Annotated in this window: 13 protein-coding genes; 12 read left to right on the top strand and 1 reads right to left on the bottom strand. The window is 54.8% G+C overall.

The window, feature by feature from the left end:
- Positions 1-38: 38 nt before the first annotated feature.
- Complete coding sequence (locus NYE48_RS16545; protein ID WP_036715031.1) at positions 39-953, bottom strand: LysR family transcriptional regulator; 915 nt, start codon at positions 951-953, stop codon at positions 39-41.
- A gap of 194 nt (positions 954-1,147) precedes the next feature.
- Here NYE48_RS16545 and leuC point away from each other — a divergent pair, with 194 nt between their 5' ends.
- From leuC to NYE48_RS16485, 12 genes are all read left to right on the top strand, one after another.
- Entirely contained in the window at positions 1,148-2,569 is a 1,422-nt protein-coding gene (leuC, locus tag NYE48_RS16540; protein ID WP_036715017.1) for a 3-isopropylmalate dehydratase large subunit, read from the top strand.
- 14 nt (positions 2,570-2,583) lie between these two features.
- On the top strand, positions 2,584-3,186 hold the full coding sequence (gene leuD / locus NYE48_RS16535; protein ID WP_340999452.1) for a 3-isopropylmalate dehydratase small subunit: 603 nt from the start codon (positions 2,584-2,586) through the stop codon (positions 3,184-3,186).
- 351 nt (positions 3,187-3,537) lie between these two features.
- The gene (locus NYE48_RS16530) at positions 3,538-5,070 is read left to right on the top strand and encodes an N-acetylmuramoyl-L-alanine amidase family protein (RefSeq protein WP_340999451.1); all 1,533 of its coding nucleotides are present in this window, start codon (positions 3,538-3,540) and stop codon (positions 5,068-5,070) included.
- A 35-nt stretch (positions 5,071-5,105) separates the two neighbouring features.
- The gene (locus tag NYE48_RS16525) at positions 5,106-5,771 is read left to right on the top strand and encodes a GerMN domain-containing protein (RefSeq protein ID WP_340999450.1); all 666 of its coding nucleotides are present in this window, start codon (positions 5,106-5,108) and stop codon (positions 5,769-5,771) included.
- Positions 5,772-6,047: 276 nt separating this feature from the next.
- Positions 6,048-7,463, top strand: coding sequence for an N-acetylmuramoyl-L-alanine amidase family protein (locus NYE48_RS16520; RefSeq protein WP_212952062.1), 1,416 nt, complete (start codon positions 6,048-6,050; stop codon positions 7,461-7,463).
- Positions 7,464-7,493: 30 nt separating this feature from the next.
- On the top strand, positions 7,494-8,171 hold the full coding sequence (locus NYE48_RS16515; protein ID WP_212952063.1) for a GerMN domain-containing protein: 678 nt from the start codon (positions 7,494-7,496) through the stop codon (positions 8,169-8,171).
- Between the two features lie 346 nt (positions 8,172-8,517).
- Positions 8,518-11,250 carry an S-layer homology domain-containing protein gene (locus tag NYE48_RS16510; RefSeq protein WP_340999447.1) on the top strand — a complete coding sequence of 911 codons (2,733 nt, stop codon included), beginning with the start codon at positions 8,518-8,520 and terminating at the stop codon, positions 11,248-11,250.
- 91 nt (positions 11,251-11,341) lie between these two features.
- On the top strand, positions 11,342-12,007 hold the full coding sequence (nth, locus tag NYE48_RS16505) for an endonuclease III (protein WP_036715557.1): 666 nt from the start codon (positions 11,342-11,344) through the stop codon (positions 12,005-12,007).
- Between the two features lie 46 nt (positions 12,008-12,053).
- Positions 12,054-12,326, top strand: coding sequence for a hypothetical protein (locus NYE48_RS16500; RefSeq protein ID WP_036715558.1), 273 nt, complete (start codon positions 12,054-12,056; stop codon positions 12,324-12,326).
- A 222-nt stretch (positions 12,327-12,548) separates the two neighbouring features.
- Positions 12,549-16,205, top strand: coding sequence for a dynamin family protein (locus tag NYE48_RS16495; protein ID WP_340999445.1), 3,657 nt, complete (start codon positions 12,549-12,551; stop codon positions 16,203-16,205).
- A gap of 595 nt (positions 16,206-16,800) precedes the next feature.
- Complete coding sequence (locus tag NYE48_RS16490; protein WP_036708086.1) at positions 16,801-18,573, top strand: ABC transporter ATP-binding protein; 1,773 nt, start codon at positions 16,801-16,803, stop codon at positions 18,571-18,573.
- The gene (locus NYE48_RS16485; protein WP_340999443.1) at positions 18,570-20,441 is read left to right on the top strand and encodes an ABC transporter ATP-binding protein; all 1,872 of its coding nucleotides are present in this window, start codon (positions 18,570-18,572) and stop codon (positions 20,439-20,441) included. The genes NYE48_RS16490 and NYE48_RS16485 overlap by 4 nt, the downstream gene beginning before the upstream one ends.
- Positions 20,442-20,635: the final 194 nt, after the last annotated feature.

The raw sequence follows: 20,635 nt of genomic DNA, 5'->3' as shown, positions 1-20,635 counted from the left end.
ACGAGCCTTTTGAAACGTTTCATCAGGCCCGTTCCTTTTTATTTGACCAATTCCCGCATCGTTTCCCGGAATGTCTCGATAAATGCTTCTGCCGCTTTGGACAGATAACGTCCGCGCCGGTAGGCGATCACCAGCGTCCGGCTGGGGACGGGCTCCGCGAGCGGAAGGTACACCGGAACGAATTCGCTTCTCGACGATCGGGAAATGAACCTTGGCACCAGCGTGATGCCCATCCCGGTCGCGACCAGCGACTGGATCGTTTCCATGTTGCTGCTTTCGAACACCACCTTCGGCTCGAACCCGGCTTGCTGGCACAGGTCGAAGGTGATTTTGCGGAAACCCTGGCCTTTTTTCAGCACGATAAACGATTCCTCGCTTAATTCCTCGATGCGCACGGGGAGCGGTTTGCCGTGATTCGTCCTTTCCGCCAGAGGATGCCCCTCAGGCACCGCAAGGTCGATGTCCTCCTCTCCGATGACCTCGTAAGCAAGGGAAGGCTCCTGAAGCGGCAGCGCAAGCAGGCTCAGGTCGGTTTTGCCGCCGGCGGTAAGTTTCTCGAGATTCATGGATGAATCCTCGAGAAGCGTGATTTCGATTTCGGGATACTTTCGCTTGAACGAAGGAAGGACATGGGGCAGCAAATGCGCGCCTGTAATCGGCATGCTGCCCACGACCACCTTGCCGCCCCGCAGCTGCGAAATGTCCGACATTTCCTGGCGAAGCAGCTCCACCGCGTCCATGATCTTTTGCGCCTGTTCCATAAATGAAGCTCCTGCATGCGTCAGCTCGACCGTGCTTGTGTTCCGCTGAAAAAGCAGCACGCCGAGTTCCTTTTCCAGCTTGGACAGCTGCTGGCTGAGGGAAGGCTGGGCGATGTGCAGCTTTTCGGCCGCCCGCGAAAAATTGCGCTCCGCCGCGATCTGCAATGCGTATTGAAGTTGTCTCAGTTCCATGTTCACCGGTCCCATCGTCTTTTGAATCATTCGAAATACGGATGTCCTTCTAATAGTTATTTCCTATTACGTTTATAGATATTATATCTTGGAACTATGAAGAAACCAATGCTATATTTATTTCATTCAAGTCGCGCCGCTGACCCGGCGGCAGACTTAACCAAGGACGTTATAACCACGATGAGGTGAAAAAGATGAGTAAAAGAACAATGTTTGAAAAAATCTGGGATAACCACGTGATTCATCAGGAAGAAGGCAAGCCAAGCATCCTCTACATCGATTTGCATCTCGTCCATGAAGTGACTTCCCCGCAGGCGTTCGAAGGACTTCGCCTCAGCGGCCGCAAGGTCCGCCGTCCGGAGCTGACCTTCGCCACGATGGACCACAACGTGCCGACGAAAGACCGTTTCAACATCAAAGACCCGATTTCGAAGCAGCAGATCGATACGCTGACCCAAAATTGCCGCGATTTCGGCGTGACGCTGTACGATCTCGAAACGATCGACCAAGGGGTCGTCCACGTCATGGGTCCCGAGCTCGGACTGACGCATCCGGGCAAAACGATCGTTTGCGGCGACAGCCATACCTCCACGCACGGCGCTTTCGGCGCCCTGGCCTTCGGAATCGGAACGAGCGAGGTCGAGCACGTGCTCGCAACGCAGTGCCTGCAGCAGGCCAAAGCCAAAACGATGGAGGTCCGCTTCGTCGGCAAACGCAAACCGGGCATTACGGCTAAAGACATGATCCTCGGCGTCATCGCCAAATACGGAACGGACTTTGCGACGGGCTACGTCATCGAATATACGGGCGAAGCCATTCGCGAGCTGACGATGGAAGAGCGCATGACCGTGTGCAACATGTCCATCGAGGGCGGAGCGCGCGCCGGCATGATCGCGCCGGACGAAACGACGTTCGAATATCTTCGCGGCCGCCAGTACGTGCCTGCGGGCGAAGAATTCGAAAAGAGAGTGGAAGAATGGAAGCAGCTTGTCACCGACGAAGGGGCGACGTACGACAAGGTCGTGGAGTTCGACGTTGAAACCTTGATCCCGCAAGTGACTTGGGGTACCAGCCCGGGCATGGGAACGGACATCACGGCAAAAGTGCCGGTGCCTGCGGAGCTGCCGACCGAAAACGAGCGGAAAGCCGCTGAAAAAGCGATCGAATATATGGGACTCGTTCCGGGTACGCCAATGACGGACATCGAAATCGACTACGTGTTCATCGGCTCCTGCACGAACGGGCGTATCGAAGACCTTCGCGCCGCCGCCGAAGTGGCCAAAGGCTACAAAGTTTCCGACCGGGTAACGGCCATCGTCGTGCCGGGCTCCGGACGCGTGAAGCTGCAAGCCGAGAAGGAAGGCCTCGACAAAATCTTTATCGAAGCGGGCTTTGAATGGCGCGATGCCGGATGCAGCATGTGCCTTGCGATGAACCCGGACGTATTGCAGCCTGGGCAGCGCTGCGCATCGACCTCCAACCGGAACTTCGAAGGACGTCAAGGACGCGGCGGACGTACGCATCTGGTTTCCCCTGCAATGGCTGCGGCAGCAGCGATCAAAGGGCGGTTCACCGACGTTCGCGACTGGAAATTCAAAACTGAAGTGGTTAGCTAAGGAGGACAACGAACATGGAAGCTTTTACTAAATTGACCGGACTTGTTGCCCCGGTAGACCGGGTAAACGTGGATACGGACGCAATCATCCCCAAACAATTTTTGAAACGGATCGAACGGACCAGCTTCGGACAATTCCTGTTCTATGAATGGAGATTCGACGAGCAAGGAAACGACATCGCCGATTTTTCGTTGAACCAGCCGCGCTACAAGGGCGCTTCGATCCTGATTTCCAGAGCCAATTTCGGCTGCGGCTCTTCCCGCGAGCATGCGCCTTGGGCGATCCTGGACTACGGCTTCAAATGCATCATCGCGCCGTCGTTTGCGGACATTTTCTATAACAACTGCTTCAAAAACGGAATTTTGCCGATCAAGCTTTCCGAAGAGCAGGTGGAGGAACTGTTCCAGCGCACCGCGGCCAATGAAGGTTATGAGCTGAACGTCGATTTGGAAAACAAAACGATCACCGACAACCAAGGCCTGCACATCGGCTTCGATCTGGATGAGCATCGCCGCCAGTTCCTGCTCCAAGGCCTGGACGACATCGGTTTGACGCTGCAGCATGAGGACGAAATCGCGGCTTATGAGCAAAAGCATGCTTCGCGCCTGTTCGCTTAAGCAGCGGCGAAGTTTATCCGATTTGGGCCGTCTATCAGCTCGGCCTGCAAAGGCTCCTATTTTCCCTCAGGAAATAGGAGCCTTTTTTTGCGGCTTGCGCGAAACATGTCGTCATGGAAAACGCAAAAAGCCCGAAAACCCGCCATGATCCTACGCACGGTCGATTAGGCTGTTTATATGGCGGATTTTGCAACGACGGAAAACAAACAGGCAAAAAATGAAAGTTCGGCAGGAAAAAGATGGGTGGATGGCGAATATTGCCTGCATAGCGAAGATTATGAACATTTTTAGATAGATTTGTTTCATATTGCCTGTTTACCGGCAAAAAAATCAGATTGGCAGAGGTGTACAATGAAGAAAATCGGATTTTTACTGTTTTTGTTGTCGTTATTGATCCTGTTGGTTCCGCTTCAGAACCAGGCGTCGGCCAGCGAAGCGCGCGTCCACATCTTTTTGGACGGCAGCGAGCTGAACGTGTCCAAAGACGCCAAAGTAACGAACGTGAACGGAAGCATCATGGTTCCCTTTCGCGTGATCGGGGAGAATCTCGGCTTTGACGTGAAATGGGAGCAAAAATCGAAGAAGGTTCTGATCAGCAAAGACAAAACGTCGATGGAACTGGCCGTGAACCAAAAAAACGCCACGGTAAACGGGAAAAAGGTTAAGCTGGACACCCCGCCGCTGCTGGACAAAAACATCGTAAGCGTACCCGTCCGTTTCGTGAGCGAACAAATGGGACTCCGCGTGAGCTGGGATAACGCCGATAAGGCGGTGTACCTGACGACGGCCGAAGCGCCGCCTGCCAAGGATAACGGAACCGGGGCGGGCGCGGGAGACGTGCCTGTGCCTCCGCCGGTAACCCGGCCGGATTCCACGGGAAATCCTTCGGACGGGCAGGATGAGGGCACGGTTCCCGTTACGACGACGCCGGCTGCCGGCCAGGCGCTCATCAACGGTATCAGCTTCAGCGAAAATCGCCTGATGGTCTCTACGCAAGGCGGAGCGGTGACGCCGAAAGTATTCACGATGTCCGGGCCCGACCGGGTCGTCGTCGATCTGCCGAACACTTCCTTTTCGCCGGATTTTCTGGGCGGACAAGCTGCCGGCGTGGGCAACCAGAACAAACTCGACGTGAGCGGTTATCCGGACGTGTCGACGATCCGTTACTCCCTGTTCAGCAGCAATCCTGCTACGGTGAGGATCGTTATTGATTTGAATTACGCCAAGGATTATGCGGTATACAACGAAAATGAAGGGCCGGATTCGGGATTGCTGATCGTAGACTTGAACAAAACGGGCAGCGCCGAACCTCCTGTAACGCCTCCGGTCGGCGGCAACGGCAAAAAGGTCGTCGTCATCGACGCGGGCCACGGGGACCAGGATCCGGGTACAACGGGATATTCGAAAACCAAAGAAAAGGATTTCAACCTGGCCGTCGCCTTGAAAGTAGGGCAGCTGCTGGCCAACGAACCCGGCATCGATTATGTGCTGACCCGCAGCGACGATACCTACCTGAAGCTTGCGGAAAGAGCGAAGATCGCCAACGATTTGAATGCGGACGTATTCGTTTCCATACACGCCAATAGTACTGGCGATAAATCGACAGCGGCCAACGGCACCGAAACATACTACCAACGGGATGCAAGCAAGGAATTGGCCCGAGTGATCCATAATTATGTGAGCAAAGCCACCGGCCTGAAGGATCGAGGCTATAAGTACGGGAATTTTCATGTCATCCGGGAAACGAAGATGCCGGCCGTATTGATTGAATCGGGGTTCATCTCCAATCCGAAAGACGAGGCGGCGTTGTTCAGCGAAAGCGTGCAAAATGCCATCGCCCAGGCTATTGTGGACGGAATCAAGGAATATCTCGGCATTCAGTAATAAAGACGTTTTGCAAGGAAGAAGGAGGCAGTTAAGTGAATAAAAAGCTATTAAGCGCGGCGCTTTTGGCCCTTGTCATGGTGGCGGGAGCAGGCTGCGGCCAAAAACCGGCGGCAGCGCCTGCCGCGCAGGAAACCACGCAGCAGCCCGGCGATACGTCCGTCAACGCGGCCCAGCCCGATCCAACCGATCTAACCGATTCGACCGAACCTGAACAGACAGGGGACGGACAGGAAGGGAAGGAAACGGCGCCGAACCAGACCGATAAGCCGGACGAGTCGGACAAGCCGGAGGAACCGTCCGTTCAGAAGCAGACGATCGAAGTCTATTATACGGACCCGCAGGAGCTTGAACTGAAAAAAAGCGAAAAGGAAATCAAGTTCGGCCAGGAAAACGATAAATACAAAGCGGCTTTTAAGGCGCTGCAGGAAAGCGGGGACGCCGATTTGATCCCGCTGTGGGGCAAAATGGAGCTGAAATCGCTGGAGTTCAAGGAAGGCATGGTAACGCTTGATGTTCATATGCCGGATGAAGCCCGCCTTGGCGCCGGCGGCGAACAGTTTGCCCTGGATGCGCTGACCAAAACCATGTTCCAATTCAAAGAGGTGGAATCGATCGAGCTGCTCGTGGACGGGCAAAAGCTCGAAAGCCTGATGGGGCATATGGATCTGGACCATCCGATCAAGCGAAACGGGAACTAATCCGCAAACGCAAACACGACACGAAACGAAGACCGTCTGTTCGGGCCCAGGCCCATACCGGCGGTCTTTTTGTTTATGCTTAAAGAGTTCTGCGGAAGAGGCACAAAAGCATCGATTTGTCTACCTTAAGCCATAGTTAAAGTTTTGCATAAAGAGGAATATATTCGCAACTTTTCGCAGCTTCCGACGTCTAACTTATGTCTGGTGATGTCGAAGGATAGCCAAAGCCGAAACGTCAGAGCTAACGACAAAAATTTAAGAATGGAAGGGTGAAGGATGAAAAAATTTGGTTTTATGGCAGTGCTCCTCTTTGTCTTCATTTTGGCGTTTCCTCACAATGGACAGGCTGCGGCGGGAAGTGCCAAAATTGTTCTGGACGACAAAGAACTGAGTCTGTCGGGAAATGCAAAAGTGGAAAATGTAAATGGCAATGTTATGATTCCATTACGTGTCGTCGGAGAGAATCTGGGGTTTGACGTCGCATGGGAAAAAAAGACGCGCACGGTAACCATACAAAAAGATTCCAAAGTCATGAAGCTGGTCGTCGGCCAAAAAACGGCCGAAGTGGACGGCAAAAAAACGTCCATGAATATCGCCCCCATTTTGCGCACGGACACGGTAATCGTGCCGATCCGCTTCGTCAGCGAAGAAATGGGTCTCACGGTATATTGGGACAATCAGAAAAAGATCGTAAACTTATATACCCCGAATTTCGGGAGCGGAAACGGCGATGCGGGAACCGGCGCCGGGAACGGAACGAATCCGGATGCCGGCAGCGGAGCCGCCGCGCAGGTTGACGGCATCAGCTTCAGCGACAACCGGCTGATGATCGCCGTTACCGGGAAAGCGAAAGTGAACGACTTTAAAATGAGCGGACCGGACCGCATCGTCGTCGATCTCGAAAATACGGGATTTTCGGACACGTTCAGCAGCGCGTCCCTGGACCAGAACAAAACGGGCTCCCTGGACGTCAACGGTTATCCGGATGTTTCAAAGGTCAGATATTCGTTATATAACAGCAATCCTTCAACCGTTCGGATCGTTATCGATCTGAATTATTCCAAAAATTATAAGCTGACGAACGACAACGGTTTATACATCGTCGATTTGAACACATCAGACAGCGGCACGCCGTCCAAACCCGGCACAAGCGGGAAAAAGATCGTCGTCATCGATGCCGGACACGGCGACCATGACCCGGGAACGACGGGCGTGACAGGCAAAAAGGAGAAGGACTTTAATTTGGCGATGGCCTTGAAGGTCGGCAAAATTTTGGAGCAGGATTCGAACTTCGAAGTGGTCTTGACCCGGAGCGACGATACGTTCCTTGAACTGAAAGAACGGGCGAAAATCGCCAACGACTTGAAAGCGGACGTGTTCGTATCGATCCACGCGAACAGCGCGGGTTCCTCGGCGGCAACCGGCAGCGAGACCTACTACCAGCGGGAAGCCAGCAAAACGCTTGCGAACGTGATGCACAAGCATTTGGTACAAGCTACCGGCTTGAAGGACCGCGGCGTGCGTTACGGCAATTTCCATGTCATCCGCGAAACGAAAATGCCGGCCGTTTTGCTTGAAGTAGGATATTTGAGCAACAAAAACGACGAAGCCGCCCTCTTTTCGGAAAGCTTCCAGCAGCGTGTTGCCCAAGGAATTGCAGATGGAATCAAAGAATATTTGGGTGTTCAATAATGAATGTCCCTTTTTAGGAGGCGGTACAGAATGAGCAGAAAAATTTGGTGTGCAGGCATTTTGGCTTTGGTGATGGTCGCCTCGGCCGGCTGCGGCCAAAAGCCGACATCCGCACCGGAAAGCGGACAACAACAACAGGAGACCGTTTCGGGCGAACAGCAGCAGCAAACGACGGGAAGCGGCGGCGAGAGCGTCAGCGAACCGAAGACCGAAGAAAACGGAAACGGAAGCGGAAGCGACGCGGGCAAAGAACCGTCCCAGGGGAACGTTTCTCCGGGCAAAGAGGTTTCATCGCAAAAGCCGCCGGAGTCGACGGCCAAAAAAGAAACGATCGACGTGTATTACACGGACCCGGAAGAGCTCGATCTGAAAAAATCCCGGAAGGAAATCAGCTATAAGGACGAAGCCGACAAATACGCGGCAGCTTACAAAGCGCTGCAGTCGAGCGGCAACGCCGACCTGATTCCGCTTTGGGGGGAAATCGAACTGAAAAAGCTTGACTTTAAAGACGGGCAAATCACCATGGACGTTCATATGCCGGATGAAGCTAGGCTCGGAGCCGGCGGCGAACAATTCGCCCTGGATGCGCTCACCAAAACCATGTTCCAGTTTGACGAAGTCAAGTCCGTGGAGCTTTTGGTGGACGGAGCCAAGGTGGAGAGCCTGATGGGCCACGTCGATTTGGAACATCCGTTGACAAGACATTGAAAATATTCGGATAAAAGCAGGAGATTGCGTTCTTCTTGTCGAATAGCATCATACGTCGCGATTTTTTTGAAGATCATCGGAATGCGCAACCGTTCGGCGAAGCCGGACAAGCCGATGATCGCAAGAAAAAATTCCGCTGAATGCAGTCTGTCTTCGTTGAAGATGCTCACGATACGATGATAGACGGTTTTCTTATATGAATTGAACTAAAGTTTGCGCTCCGGGAGCGGCCGGGTTTCGGACAGAAGCCTGGGCGGGAGCGCAATCTCTTTAGTTCTTTTCTTGTTATTTTCAGGGTTATACCGGTAGCGGTACGACCGTCATTTCGAAAGGGGAAAAGTAAAGAATGGTCAAACGGCGCAGCAATTCATCATCTCATTCTAAAAAAGTAGTTTCGGCCGTCATCGCAGGCATGATGGTCATGGGTTCCGGAACGGCGGTGTTCGCCGACAACGCGTCCAACAATACGGCAGCCCAATCCACTGCGGCGAGCGCGCTGTTCAAAGACGTCAAAAGCGGATACTGGGCCGAAAAACATATTTATAAGCTGGCTTCCCAAAGTATTCTCCTCGGCAACAACGGACTTTTCCGCCCCAATGACAACGTCACGCAGCAGGAAGCGGTCACGATGGCAATCCGCTTTGCGGGGCTCGAAGGCAAAGTCGACAAAAACGCCTCGGTGGCGCTGCCGGCGAACATGCAGGTCAACAATTATTTCAAACCGTACGTCGCGCTAGCCATTCAGCAAAACTTGCTGGATAAAACGAGCGAAAACGCGGCTTCCGACTCCAAGCAGACCTGGGGCGAACGCAAGGCAAGCCGCGAATGGATCACCGAGGTTTTGATCCGCGCGTTGGGCAAAGAAAGCCAAGCGGCGGCGCTTGCAAGCAAAGCGACCAATTTCGCGGACAACGGCAAAATTTCAGCAGCCAAAAGAGGTTTCATCAACGCGGCTTTGGAGCTTGGGCTGACCAACGGCGTGGAAGGCAACCGCTTTGATCCTCAAGGCTCCGTCACCCGCGCCCAGCTCGCAACGTTTTTCAGCCGGGCCGAAGCTTATAACGACGTGAAATATGCCAACACGGCGGAAGGCGTCGTTATCGGGCTCAGCAGCAACAAGCTGGAGCTGTACGTCGATGGGGCCATCCGTACATATGCATTGGACAATTCCACCATGTACTTCACGAGCGCTTCCGAAAGCAAAATCAGCTTTGCCGACCTGAAGCCATACACGAAAGTGCTGGTCATCGGCAGCGGATCGAAGGCGGCTTACGTAGAGGTGACCGATGCCAAAGAGCAGCTCGAAAGCGTAGAGGGCACGTTCCAGAAGCTTTCCCCGGGCAACATTTTGTGGCTGGAAACGAACAGCACCTTCAAACCGTTCACGTATGACGAAAGTACGGCGTTCCTGGATCAAAACGGCGCCAAAATCGATCCTTCGGCCCTCGTCGCCGGCAGCAAAATCGTCATCCGCCAAGAGACGTTCACGTCGGCGAAAAAACCTGTCATCGTTCAGGTGAAATCCGGCGTCGTCAACAAGAACGGAACCGGCACGCTGCAGAGCGTGGATACGGCGACCAAATCCCTGGTCCTTAAAAATTCGTCCGGCGACCTGGAAAGCTACACTTGGGACGACAGCCTGGTCGTCAAATACCAAAATCAGCTGCTGTCCCCATCCGAGCTGAAAAACGGCGCGGTGATCAAATACACCGTGAAGAACAATGTGCTCGAAACGGTGGAAGTAACGCAGAGCGTGGAAAGAACGATCCGCGGCACGTTGTATGAAGTCGGGGCGAACAATGCCACGATCACCTACAAACGCGACGGCGGACAGCTTGAAGTGAAGCTGCTTGCCGAAAAACCGGAGATCTTCATCAGCGGAATCGCCGCGCCAACGCTCAGCGATTTGAACGCGGACGAGACGAACGGCGATCAGGTGGAAATTACGCTGAATCCGCAGGATCAGGTAACGAAAATCCAGGTATTGAACCGCCAAATGGAACAGAAAAAAGGGGCGACGGTCGTTCAATACGAACCGAAATCCAGAGTGCTGACGCTGATGGATGCCAATAAAAAACCTTACGTCGTAACGCTTGACGAAAAAACCAAACTGTCTTACAACGCGTCCGAACCTACACTGGACGGCATTGCGCCATACCTGACGAACGGCCGGAAGGTCAATATCACGTACCTGTCGAACCGGGCGCTTTCGATCGACGTCATTTACCAATATGAAGGCAAAGTATCCGCTTTGAACTTGACGACCAAAAAGCTGACGCTGCTCGGGGCGGACGGCCAAAGCATCACGCTGCCGTTCAACAATCCGGTCGTTTCGGTATACGGAAAAAGCAGCGGCTCGCTCTCCGACGTTAAAGTCGGCACCGACATTGCGGCCGTGCTGAATGCGACCCAGGACGCGATTCAGACCATTCAAGTCAAAACCAACGTGCAATTCGAGCTTCTCGGCGTGGATTATGCCAACTCCCGCGTAACGGTTAAAAAAGACGGCGTAACCAGCCAGTTCTATGTGGACAAAACCGCGCTGAAGGACGAAAACGGGCAGGCGATCACGGTTCAGGACCTGCGTGCAGGACAATTGCTGAACGTGACCTTCAACGGCCCCGAACCGGCATCCGTTCAGCTGGTGAAGCTGACTACCGGCGAGGTGACCGCGGTCAATTCGTCGTCGACGCCAAGCATTACGGTCAAAACGTATGGCGGAACGACGGAAACGTTCAAGCTGGACAACTCCTCCAAAATCATGAACGATGCCGGAAGCGCGCTGAGCATCACCAACGTTTCGGCGGGCAACCGCGTCGAGGTGCGCAAGGACGCGGACGGAAATTCGGTCGTCAAAGTGCTTTCCGTAGCCACCAAAGCATTTTGGAAATATGACAGTTATGCGAAGGAAATATATGTGAAACGCCAAAATGTCAATGACGCCAACCAATTCCCGCTTTCTCCGGCTGCATACATCCATCAGGGAGATACCACATTAACCGTGCAATCCCTGAAAGAAAATGATAATATTGTTTTGTATTTAAGCAATGGAACGATTGTCGAAATACAGAAACAATAGTATGCTTTGGGAATGGTCATGAGATACACCGTCTTGATACGGGGAGTCTTACCCGTATCAAGACGTTTTTTTTGCAGGAGGTACAAAAGCGATGAAGGCAGCCACCGTACGACATATACTGGATACGATCGGCGAAATGTTTCCCGACGCTCATTGTGAATTAAACCACAGCAACGCTTTCGAATTGACGATCGCCGTGCTGCTGTCGGCGCAATGCACCGATGAGACGGTAAACAAGGTCACGAAGGATTTGTTCCAAAAGTACAAGTCCCCCGAAGATTACGTTGCCGTTCCGCTGGAGGAGCTGGAGCAGGACATCCGCAGAATCGGACTCTACCGGAATAAGGCGAAACATATCCGCAATTTATGCATGCTGTTAATGGAGCAATACGGCGGCGAGGTTCCCAGCGAACACGACGAATTGGTCAAACTGCCGGGAGTGGGCCGCAAAACCGCCAACGTCGTGGTTTCGAACGCGTTTGGCGTTCCGGCCATCGCGGTGGACACGCATGTGGAACGGGTCTCGAAACGGTTGGCACTGGCCAATTGGAAGGATTCGGTGCTGGAAGTGGAAAAAAAGCTGATGAAGCAGGTGCCGCGCGAAGAGTGGACGCTGACGCATCACCGGCTCATTTTTTTCGGCCGTTACCACTGCAAAGCCCAAAACCCGAAATGCCAGGTCTGCCCGCTGCTTGACGTATGCCGCGAAGGGAAAAAACGTATGAAGACGTCCCAAATCAGAAAAGATAAGAAATAGCAATAAAGGATAGGACCTACAAAGATGGAGAAGGATGGGATTATACATGAAATGCATCTCAGTGTATACAGACAATTTTGAACTGTTTTCCGATATTATGGACCAAGTGATGGAGACCGAGCTGGCCGAAAACGAAGAAAAAGAATTCGAGGGCGTGACCGTCAGCCACTCCGGCGACGTCCCGGAGCATTATTTGGACCGCATGTCGGTGAAGCCGGAGGTTGTCGTCATGAAGGACAAGTCCCGCGGCACGACCATTTTGCAGCATGGCAAAGTATTCGAAATTCTCGTTCCGGAAATCGAAAACGCCAACGCTTAAGGTTAGCGGCGCACAGTTGAATCAATGGCTTGATACCATAAAACCGAAAGGAATTTCGGTTTTATTTTTTTGCCCGTCGCCGCCCCAAAAGGGGAGGCCCCCGGCGAAAAATGTTTCTCATTCCGCTGCCGAAATGTTAAAATGTAACTATTTGAGGAATCTGGAAACGGATCAACAGGATCATTCCGGAGTCACTGACAGAGCTAAGGGGAGAAACGCAGTATGTCGACATCGAGTCCGACCATTCAATCTCATACGGAGTCTTTGCAGGATTTGCAGCAAACATTGGACGGCTGGGGAGACCGCCAGTCGGCCCAATGGGTAAGCGATTTGATACGAAAAGCTGCGGCAGGGGAGATGACGATCGCGTTTTGCGGCCATTTTTCCGCCGGCAAGTCCAGTCTGATCAACTCCTTATGCGGCAAAAAGGTGCTGCCGTCGAGCCCGGTTCCGACGAGCGCCAATGTCGTTTCGATCCGCAACGGCGAGCCGAAAGCCTTGATTTATCCGGCAGCCGCGGCTAATAAGGCAGGGCAAACATCCGAACCTCAAACGGTTTCCCTGGACGAATTATACGCATACTGCACCAATGGCGGCTCGTATTCCTCCGTCGAGGTGTGGGACCGGATTCCGCTGCTGGGCGAGCGCGGCGTGCTCATGGATACGCCCGGGGTGGATTCGACGGACGACAGCCACCAGAAGGCGACGCATTCGGCGCTGCATCTGGCGGATACGGTGCTGTACGTCATGGACTACAACCATGTGCAGTCGGAAAATAACCTCGCTTTCGCCAAAAGCTTGTCCGATTGGGGCAAACCGCTGTATCTTGTCGTGAACCAAATCGATAAACACCGCGAAAGAGAGCTGTCTTTTGAAAGCTATCGGGCCGAGGTGGAGGCTGCGTTCAAACGCTGGCAGGTCCATTATGTGAGCCTGCTGTTTACGTCGCTGAAGGAACCGGAGCATCCGTACAACCAATGGAAGCAGATCAAGGAACTGGTCGAACGGTTGATCGAAAAGCGGGAACCGATCCTAAGCTACAGCCTGGATTGCTCCGCCCGCCATATCGCCGAGCAGCATGTAAAGAAATATGCGGATTCGCTCGAGGAAACGAAGGAGCGGCTGCTGGAGGAAATGGGCGGCACCGAAGCGGCGGCGAAGCTGGAGGCGGAAATCTCTGGCTACCGCAAAGAGCTGGAGCGGCTGAAGGAGCTGCCGCAAACGGAGCGCGAGCACATTCGCAAACAGGTCGATTCGCTGCTCGACAATGCCAACATTACCCCTGCGGAGCTGCGGGATTTGGCCGGCGCGTTTTTGGAAAGCCGGAAGGCCGGGTTCAAGAAAGGGCTCTTCTTCAGCGGCGCCAAGACGGAGCAGGAGAAGCAGGAGCGGCTGCGCAAGTTCGCGGTTGCGCTGCGGGAGCAGACATCGGCGCAGATCGAGTGGCATTTGCTGGAGCTGCTGAAGCAGTGGAGCAAATCGCTGAATGTCTGGACGGAAGGGCTGCAGGCAAAGCTGCAGGCGACGATGCCCGAGATCGGCGAGGGCATGCTGGAGAGTTCGGTGAAGCCGGATGCGGTCATGTCCGGCGAATATGTTTTGAATTACTGCCGGATGCTGTCGGCAGACATCAAGGGCATGTACCGCCGCGCCGCGGTGAACGCGGCGGAGGACGTGCTGGCGGATGTGGCCGCATCCGCCAAAGAGCAGCAGCAGCGCGTGATCCGCGACCTGAACGCGCTGCTGGAGAAGTCCGCCGCGATGTCCCGCTATCAGGAGCTGGAGCGGGACATCGCGGCGCGCGCGGCAGCCGCCGAGGCGCTGCTGCCGGCGCGCGTCACGCTAACCCCCGGCTTCCTGCCGGAGGTGAGCGCCCCTGCCCCTGCGGCTGCGCAGCCGCAGGGCATGGACGCGGGCGCGCGGGAGACCGCGCCCGCCGCCGCCCCGCGCAGCGGGGCGGAGCCGCTTGGCGGCGCGGCCTTCGGCCGCCGCCAGCGGCTGGACGCCGCAGCAGCCCGCCTGCAGGACGCGGCGGCGCTGCTTGCGCGTTATCCCGCGCTCGCTTCCGCCGCGCGGGGGCTGAAGAGCCGGGCCGAGGCGCTGGCCGGCGGCTCCTTTACGATGGCGCTGTTCGGAGCGTTCAGCGCCGGGAAATCGTCGTTCGCCAACGCCCTGCTCGGCGAACGCGTGCTGCCGGTATCGCCGCATCCGACGACGGCGGCGATCAACCGCATCCTCGCCCCGCAGGACGGCTTTGAGCACGGCACCGCCCGGGTGACGATGAAATCGCCGGCCGCATTCCGGGAAGACCTGGAATATTCCTTCTCCGTGCTGCAGCTCGGAACGCCGCCGGAGGAAAGCTGGATCCAGGCCGTCGAAGGGCTTCAGCCGGAAGGGATCCATCCGGCCGGGCTGCCGCATTACGGGTTCCTGAAAGCGGCGGCGGCAGGCTGGGAGGAGACCCGCGCGCTGCTCGGCACGGTGCAGACCGTGGATTTGGATCGCTACAAAACCTTTGTCGCCGACGAGACGCGCTCCTGTTTCGTCGAGCGGATCGATTTATATTACAGCTGCCCGCTGACGGAGCAGGGGATCGTGCTCGTGGATACGCCGGGCGCCGATTCGCTTCATGCCCGGCATACGGGAGTCACGTTCCAATACATGAAACATGCGGACGCCATCGTTTTCGTGACGTATTACAACCATGCCTTCTCCAAAGGCGACCGCCAGTTTCTGGCCCAGCTCGGCAGGGTGAAGGACAGCTTTGCGCTCGATAAAATGTTTTTTATCGTCAACGCCTCGGACCTTGCGTCCTCGGAAGAGGAGCTGGAGCAGGTCGTCAAACATGTCGAAGGCAATCTGAAAGCGCGGGGCATCCGGCTTCCGCATATTTACCCGGTATCCAGCATGAAGGCGCTGGAAGGCAAACTGGCGGGGGACCAAAGGCTGTATGCGGAATCGGCCTTTGAAGCTTTCGAAAACGCGCTTGGCGCATTTGCCGGCGAAGAGCTGCCGAAGCTGTCTTTGGCCGGCAGCCTGCAGGAGATTTCGGCCGTGCGCCGGCGGGTCGCCGAGTGGGCCGGGTTGGCCCGGCAGGACGAAGGGGCCCGCGAACGGCGCCGCCTGCAGCTGCAGGAGGTCGGCCGGCTTGCCCTGAAGCGGATCGAATCTTTTGCCGGCCAGGATCTTTCCGGCGATATGGAGCAGGAGACGCTGGAGCTGCTGTTCCATGTTAGGCAGCGGATCGGTTTCGGTCTCGGCGAGTTTTTCGCCGAAGCTTTCCATCCGTCGGTCCTCCGGGAAGATGCCGGCCAGTTGAAACGGATTTTCGAAGGCTGCGGGCGCGAGCTCGAACGGACCATCGTCCGCGAGCTGGAGCAGGAGCTGTGGGCGACGACGCTGCGCCTGGAGAACAAAGGCAAGGCGGTGCTGCGGACCGCTGCCGAAGAAGCGGTAAACGACATTCGGGAATACGACGCCGCAATGATGCTGACGCCGCCGGAGGAATCGGAATGGGCTTCTCCGCAGTGGGAGGAAGCGGGGACGGTTCATTTCGTGGATTGGAACGCCTATTGGCCGCTCTTCAAATCGCCTAAACATTTCTTCGAAGGGGGCGGCCGGGAGAAGCTGAAAAACGCCATCGAACCCGTGATCAAAGAAGCTTTAAGCACGGAAGCCGCCAAAAAACAGGAGCTCCTTGTGGATTTCTACGGCAAATTGGCGGCCGCTGCCCAGTCCAGGCAAGCGGAAGGACTGCGGGAACAGCTCAAGGAAGCGCTGGAAGCGGCTAACGCATCCTTGGCTTCCGGGGAACAGCCTGAAGTTTGGGACCGCTTGGCGGCCCAGCTGGAGGAAATGGAACAAAACATCCATATATGACCGGCAAATCCGGTGGGAGAAAAAAGGAAGCGTCATCGATAGGCGCTTCCTTTTTCATGTTTTTTAACGGCGGATCGAAGAGACGAACCTTACACGGTTGAAACGCATTTTTCGAAAGGAAAGAGACCGTTTCGGGGATTGATGGCCCAATGGTTAACCGCGGTATTTCGCTTTTTGGAAAGCTTTTGCCAGCTGGAATGATCTTCTTGTTGGGTTCGGCAGAGAACGCGAGGATTTTCAATGATTTGATAAGTAATTCAGGATTAAGCCGAGGTAATGACCATTGATTGCCAATGCCGCGAGAATATGCCCGGTTATCCTCTTTGCCGCCTTTGGAAGAGGGTGATAAACTTCAAAATATTCGACGTCACTTCCGGGAAAAAAATGCAAAAACGAGGGGAAACGGCCTGAAACCGCCGTTCGGTCGGCAGGAACCGCTTTGAAGGATATCGGGATAGGCGAATGGGCACGCATTCCGATAGGATCGAAACGGCTTCCCGCGGGGGAACGGGTACCGAGGAAGGCCTTTCGCCGGATGGATGCAGTCCGGAACGTGAAGCGATCAAGTTTTGAGATGATATGAAGGAGGAGAACCATGAATGTTCTCAGGCAAATGCAGAGCTTTTTTTGGGAGAAGAGAAGTTTTTTATATTTATCTATACTCTGCCTCGCCATAGCTACTGCACTCGGGCTTGTAACCCCGAACCTGCTGCGCACGCTGATTGACGATGCCATTCAGAAGCAGCACTTTGAGAAAGTCCCCGCGCTTGCGCTGACCGTTATCGCGGTCGTTTCTTTGAAAGCGCTAATGCAATTTTTAAGCGGTTTCTTCGGCGGAAGAATGGGGAACTATTTGGCTTACCGTTTGCGGAACGGATGTTACGAGAAACTCCAGGTTTTGTCTTTCCGTTATTACGACAAGGCCAGAACGGGGGACCTGATGTCCCGTCTGACCGGGGATCTCGAAGCGATTCGCCAGTTTATCGCCTTCGGCATTCCGCAAATTTTGAATACGATTCTGATGGTGGTTTTCGGCGCCGTCGTCATGCTGTCCATCAGCTGGCAGCTGACGCTCATCACGATGATCAGCATTCCGTTTTTGGTGATCGTGGCGCTGAAGTTCGAAAACAAAATTCATCCGGCTTTCCAGGAAATGCGCCTTGCGCTCAGCGCGCTGACCACGTCGGTGCAGGAGAACATCACGGGCGTCAGAACCGTGAAATCTTTTGCGCGCGAGCCTCATGAGGTGGATAAGTTCTCCATCCGCAACGAGCGGTACAAAAACAACCAGATCTTTGCATCCGGTTTGTGGAGCAGCTATTTTCCGTTAATGGAGCTTTTGGCCTGCATCTGCGTCGTCATCCTCCTCGGGGTCGGCGGCTCGATGGTCATCCGCGAATCGCTGACGCTCGGGAGCCTGGTTGCGTTTTTCAGCTTGATCTGGTACATTATCGGCCCGATGTGGAACATCGGTTATTTGATCAACAACTACACACAGTCGGAAGCTTCCGGGGAACGCGTCATGGAGCTGTTGAACCAGCCGATCGACGTGAAGGATAAGGAAGGGGCCATCGCGCTGCGCGCGGAGGACGTCAAGGGGCACGTCACTTTTGAAAACGTAACCTTCGCTTACGGGAACAAGCTTCCGGCGATCAAGGACATCAATCTCGATGCGCCTCCGGGAACGGTCATCGGCCTGCTTGGCGGAACCGGCTCCGGCAAATCGACCATCATTCAGCTGCTGATGCATGCCTACAACGTGGACAGCGGCCGCATCAAGCTGGACGGCGTCAACATTAACGATATTCAGGTGCACAGCCTGCGCAGCCAAGTGGCGTCCGTGTTCCAGGAAACGTTCCTGTTTTCCTCCAGCATCCGCAACAACATCGCATACGGCATGAAGGACGTATCGATGGACGAGATCATCCGGGCGGCGAAGCTGGCCAAAGCCCATGACTTTATCATGGAAATGGCCGAAGGCTACGACACGATCGTCGGGGAACGGGGCATGGGCTTGTCCGGCGGGCAGAAGCAGCGGATCGCGATCGCGCGCGCCCTGCTCAAAAATCCGAAGATCCTGATCCTGGACGATGCGACAAGCGCCGTCGACATGGAAACCGAACACGAGATTCAGGCGGGATTCCAGGAGGTCATGAAGGGGCGGACCACGTTTATTATCGCCCACCGGATTTCCTCGCTCCGGCATGCCGACGAGATCCTCGTTTTGGATGAGGGCAAAGTCGTCCAGCGGGGCAAACACGATGAATTGATTGCGGTTCCTGGCCCATACCAGGACGTATACCATATACAATATGCAGACCACATTGCCCGGATGAATGGGGATGCAGGAGAGCAGGTGAGCTCATGAGTACGGCTTTTAACGCAGAGAAGCGTTCGCATCAAGAAGCGGGCAAACCGAAGGGCAGCGCCTCCGGCAAAACCGGGGAACGCTTCGTGTACCAGGACGACGAAGTCATCGAAAAACCGTTTAACTGGTCGCAGTTGACGAGATTGTTTTCCTACATGAAACCTTATGCCAAACAGCTGCTGCCGCTGGTCATTCTGATGATGGTCCTCGGCACGGTGACGAAGCTGACGGTTCCGTATTTGACGAGTATGGCGATCGACAAGGCGATCGCGCCGACGGACGGCAGCTCCCCGAGCTTGACCTGGCTTTATACGATTACGGCATGCGTCCTTGTGCTTTATATTATTCAGTGGCTGGCGAGCACGTTCCGCATCAAATTTACGAATATTATCGGACAACGCGTCATATATGATCTGCGGAGCGATTTGTTCAAGCATATCCAGAAGCTGTCGTTCAACTTTTTCGATAAACGTCCGGCGGGATCGGTGCTCGTGCGCGTCACGAATGACGTCAACTCGCTGCAGGAGCTGTTTACGAACGGCGTCGTGAACCTGATGATCGACTGCGTGCAGCTGATGGGCATCGTCGTCATTTTGCTTCTGATCAACTGGAAGCTGGGGCTGGCGGTCATTTTGACCGTGCCGATCATGTTTTTCATATCGACCAAACTGCGGATCAAAATCCGCCGGGCTTGGCAGGACGTGCGGATGAAAAACTCGCGGATCAACTCCCACTTGAACGAATCGATCCAAGGGATCCGCGTGACCCAAGCGTTTACGCAGGAGCAGGAAAACATCAAGTTCTTTGACAAAATGAACATGGACAGCAAAAAATCCTGGGACCGGGCTTCCGCCCTCAACCAAGGTTTCGGGCCGCTGATCGAAATTACGGGCGGGATCGGTACGCTGATCCTGTTCTGGTTCGGCGCTTATTTGATCCAGCATGACCAGTTGACCGTCGGCCTCCTGGTCGCCTTTTCGAGTTACGTCGGCAGCTTCTGGGAGCCGATCAACCGTCTCGGCCAAATGTACAATCAGCTGCTGGTGGCGATGGCTTCTTCCGAGCGGATCTTCGAGTTCATCGACGAGAAGCCGAGCATCGACGATAAGCCGGACGCCGTGCCGATGCCGAAAATCAAAGGCGACATCCGGCTGGACAACGTCGTGTTCGAATACGTCAAAGGCCGTCAGGCGCTGAAAGGGATCAACCTGGATGTCAAAGCCGGCCAAACGATCGCGCTCGTCGGGCATACCGGTTCAGGCAAAAGCACGATCATCAACCTGCTCAGCCGGTTCTACGACATTTCCGGCGGGAAAATCACGATCGACGGCATGGATATCCGCGACGTGAAGCTGGAAACGCTGCGCAGCCAGATCGGCATCGTCCTTCAGGATACGTTTATTTTCTCCGGCACGATTCGCGACAATATCCGGTTTGGACGATTGGATGCGACCGACGAAGAAATCGAAGCGGTGGCGAAAGCCGTCAACGCCCACGAATTCATCGAAAAATTGCCGGGGGGCTATGATACGGAGGTCGAGGAACGCGGCAACATGCTGTCGATGGGGCAGCGCCAGCTGCTGTCCTTCGCGCGCGCCCTTTTGGCCGATCCGCGGATTCTCATTTTGGATGAAGCGACGGCGAGCATCGATACGGAAACGGAGCTGAAAATTCAGGAGGCGCTGAAGGTGCTGCTGGAAGGCCGGACTTCGTTTATCGTGGCGCACCGTCTGTCGACGATCCGCCACGCCGACAAAATCGTCGTGCTGGATCACGGGGAGATCAAGGAAGAGGGCAACCATGCCGAGCTGATGCGTCAGCGCGGAACGTACCACGGCCTGATCGAAGCCCAGTTTAAATTCGTTTGATCCGGAAACGATTTGGAACATTTCACAACAAACTTCTGTAAAATCAATGAACTTCCTCACCGATTCGACAGCCTTATGGCCTAAAAATGAGGAAAGTTTGTGAACATTAGAGGAAAATGTCGGAGCACTCTTGCAATCTTTCTCCTAAACCCCGAAAATAGTGATTGAGGTATACAGATGTGGTATACACTAGT

Source organism: Paenibacillus sp. FSL M7-1455 (assembly GCF_038004655.1).
Taxonomy (GTDB): domain Bacteria; phylum Bacillota; class Bacilli; order Paenibacillales; family Paenibacillaceae; genus Paenibacillus_AQ; species Paenibacillus_AQ cookii.
This window is presented reverse-complemented; position numbering and strand designations above follow the sequence as displayed.